This window comes from Rathayibacter sp. AY1E8 (genome assembly GCF_002931415.1).
Classification (GTDB): domain Bacteria; phylum Actinomycetota; class Actinomycetes; order Actinomycetales; family Microbacteriaceae; genus Rathayibacter.
In genome coordinates this window covers 1-2236 of record NZ_PSVI01000106.1, presented here as the reverse complement: position 1 = coordinate 2236, position 2236 = coordinate 1, and the positions used below count along the sequence as shown (strand labels likewise).

Below are 2236 nucleotides of genomic sequence, written 5' to 3'. Positions count from 1 at the left end.
TTGCCCGCGCGCCGCTCCGAGCGCACGCTGGAGCCATGACCGCATGGAGCCCTCTCGAGACCGTCGGCGCCGTGGTGCTCGCCCTCGCGCTGATCGGGCTCGCCGTCGCGGCCGTGGCGGTCGGAGCAGGCGACGAGATCGCGTTCATCGGCGTGCTGGTCGCCTTCGCGGTCGCGGTCACCGGGCTCGGCCTCCACATCGCCGGCCGCGAGGCGCGGTACCGCCGCGACAACCGGTGACGCCGACGCGTTTCCGCCGCGACGACCGCTGAGGAGGTGCGCTCCCGCCGCGGCGGCCGCTCAGCGGGACGCGCCCCGCCGCGACGGCCGCTGATCGGGGGGCGCCCCGCCGCGACGACACTCGGCCGGTCAGTGCCCGAGCTCCACCAGCAGCACGCCGGCGATGATCAGGCCGATCCCGCCGAGCATCGTCCAGGTCAGGGGGTCCTGGAACAGCCAGCGCCCGAGCACCGCGGTCAGCGCGACTCCGACCGCCGCCCAGATCCCGTAGGCCACCCCGATCGGCATGCCCTGCGCGAGCGCCCCGGCCAGCAGCGTGAACGCGACGACGTAGCCGACTCCGACCACGACGTACCAGCGCTTCCGGCCGTCCGTCGCGGGTTTGAGGCTCATCGTCGCGGCGACCTCGGTGAGGATCGCGCCCGAGAGCAGCAGCCAGGCCATCAGCGCACCGACCGGCGCGCGGCCTGCGCTCGCTGCGACCCGATCTCGACCATCAGCACGCCCGCGATGATCAGCACCAGCCCGATCGTCATCACGCCCGTCAGCGGCTGCCCGAAGAGCACGGCCGCGAGGACCGCCGTCAGCGCGACTCCGCACGCGCCCCATACGCCGTAGGCGACTCCGATCGGCATGCCGGCCTTGAGCACCCGGCTGAGGAGGACGAACGCCGCCAGGTAGCCCGCCACCACGAGGGCGTACCAGCCCGGCGACTCGATGGCGGCCTGGAGGGCGAGCGACGCCGTCACCTCGATGAGGATCGCGCCGGTGAGGAGCACCCAGCTCATCGTGTGCCGTCGGATCGGGTCATCCGGCCAGCGTAGGGCGGGCGCGGAGGCGTGCGACCGCGGAACGAGGGCTCAGCGCGCGGGGAGGGTGGGAACGATCGTTCTCCGGGCAGTGACGCGCTCACCGCGCGAAGTGCTCGCGCACCTCCGCCTGCCAGCGCTCGCGGTCCTCCTCCGTGATGAACGCCGCGTCGAAGGAGTTGAGCGCCAGCTGCTCGAGCTGCGCGTCGTCCATCCCCAGCTCCTCGACCAGGGCGCGGTAGTTCTCATCCACGTAGCCGCCGAAGTAGGGCGGATCGTCGCTCGAGACCGTCACGACGAGTCCCTCGCGGAGCATCGCGGGCAGCGGGTGGTCGGCCATCGTGTCCACCGCGCGCAGGGCGACGTTCGACAGCGGGCACACCGTCACCGGGATGCGGCGCTCGCGGAGCATCGCGACCACCTCCGGGTCCTCCATCGCGCGGATCCCGTGGTCGATCCGCTCGACCTTCAGCAGCTCGACGGTGGCCGCGACCGTCTCGGGCCCGCCCTCCTCGCCGGCGTGCGCGACCAGGCGCAGTCCGTCCGCCGCGGCGCGCGCGTAGACGTCGACGAACAGCTCCGGGCCGAAGCCCACCTCGTTCGAGTCGAGCCCGACGCCGATGATGTACTCGCGCCAGGGGAGGATCGCCGTCAGCATCTCGTCGGCCGCGTCGGCGCCCAGGTCGCGGAGGAAGCACATGATCAGGTCCGTCGAGATCCCGTGGGTCTCCTCGCTCCGACCGAGCGCACGGGTGATCCCGCTCATCACGGTGTCGAGCGCGACGCCGTTGCCGAGGTGCGTCTGCGGGTCGAAGAAGATCTCGGCGCGGCGGACGTTCGCCTTCTGCGCCCGGTCGAGGTAGCCGGTCGCGAGCTCGAAGAAGTCCCGCTCCGTCTTCAGCACGGTGAGGTTCGAGTAGTGCAGCTCCAGGAACGACGCGAGGTCGGTGAAGGAGTACCGCGCGCGGAGGGCGTCGAGATCCTCGGTGGGCAGGGCGACCCCGTTGCGTCGCGCCATCTCGACGATGTGCTCGGGCTCGATCGTGCCCTCGAGGTGGATGTGCAGCTCGGCGCTGGGCGGGGCGGGGAAGGCGGAGGCGAACATGGCGCTCGGACGCCCGCTCGGCTCTCTCGCGCATCGCGGGCGCGAGGCGTTCCTCCGCACCGCCCTCGCCCTGCCGACCTCGG

At 72.5% G+C, this 2236-nt stretch carries 4 protein-coding genes; 1 reads left to right on the top strand and 3 read right to left on the bottom strand.

What is annotated here, in order from left to right; all coding sequences use genetic code 11:
- Window positions 1–35: 35 nt before the first annotated feature.
- Window positions 36–239, top strand: a complete 204-nt coding sequence (locus C5C74_RS16785) for a hypothetical protein (RefSeq protein WP_104227488.1) — start codon at window positions 36–38, stop codon at window positions 237–239.
- A gap of 129 nt (window positions 240–368) precedes the next feature.
- On the opposite strand, the gene C5C74_RS16780 is transcribed toward C5C74_RS16785, so the two are convergent.
- The 3 genes from C5C74_RS16780 to C5C74_RS16770 all read right to left on the bottom strand — a co-directional run bounded on the left by C5C74_RS16780 (window position 369) and on the right by C5C74_RS16770 (window position 2153).
- Entirely contained in the window at window positions 369–683 is a 315-nt protein-coding gene (locus C5C74_RS16780; RefSeq protein ID WP_104224891.1) for a multidrug efflux SMR transporter, read from the bottom strand.
- On the bottom strand, window positions 683–1027 hold the full coding sequence (locus C5C74_RS16775; protein ID WP_104336158.1) for a multidrug efflux SMR transporter: 345 nt from the start codon (window positions 1025–1027) through the stop codon (window positions 683–685). Before C5C74_RS16775 ends, C5C74_RS16780 begins: the two co-directional genes overlap by 1 nt.
- A 121-nt stretch (window positions 1028–1148) precedes the next feature.
- Window positions 1149–2153 carry an adenosine deaminase gene (locus C5C74_RS16770; RefSeq protein WP_104351937.1) on the bottom strand — a complete coding sequence of 335 codons (1005 nt, stop codon included), beginning with the start codon at window positions 2151–2153 and terminating at the stop codon, window positions 1149–1151.
- Window positions 2154–2236 lie beyond the last annotated feature (83 nt).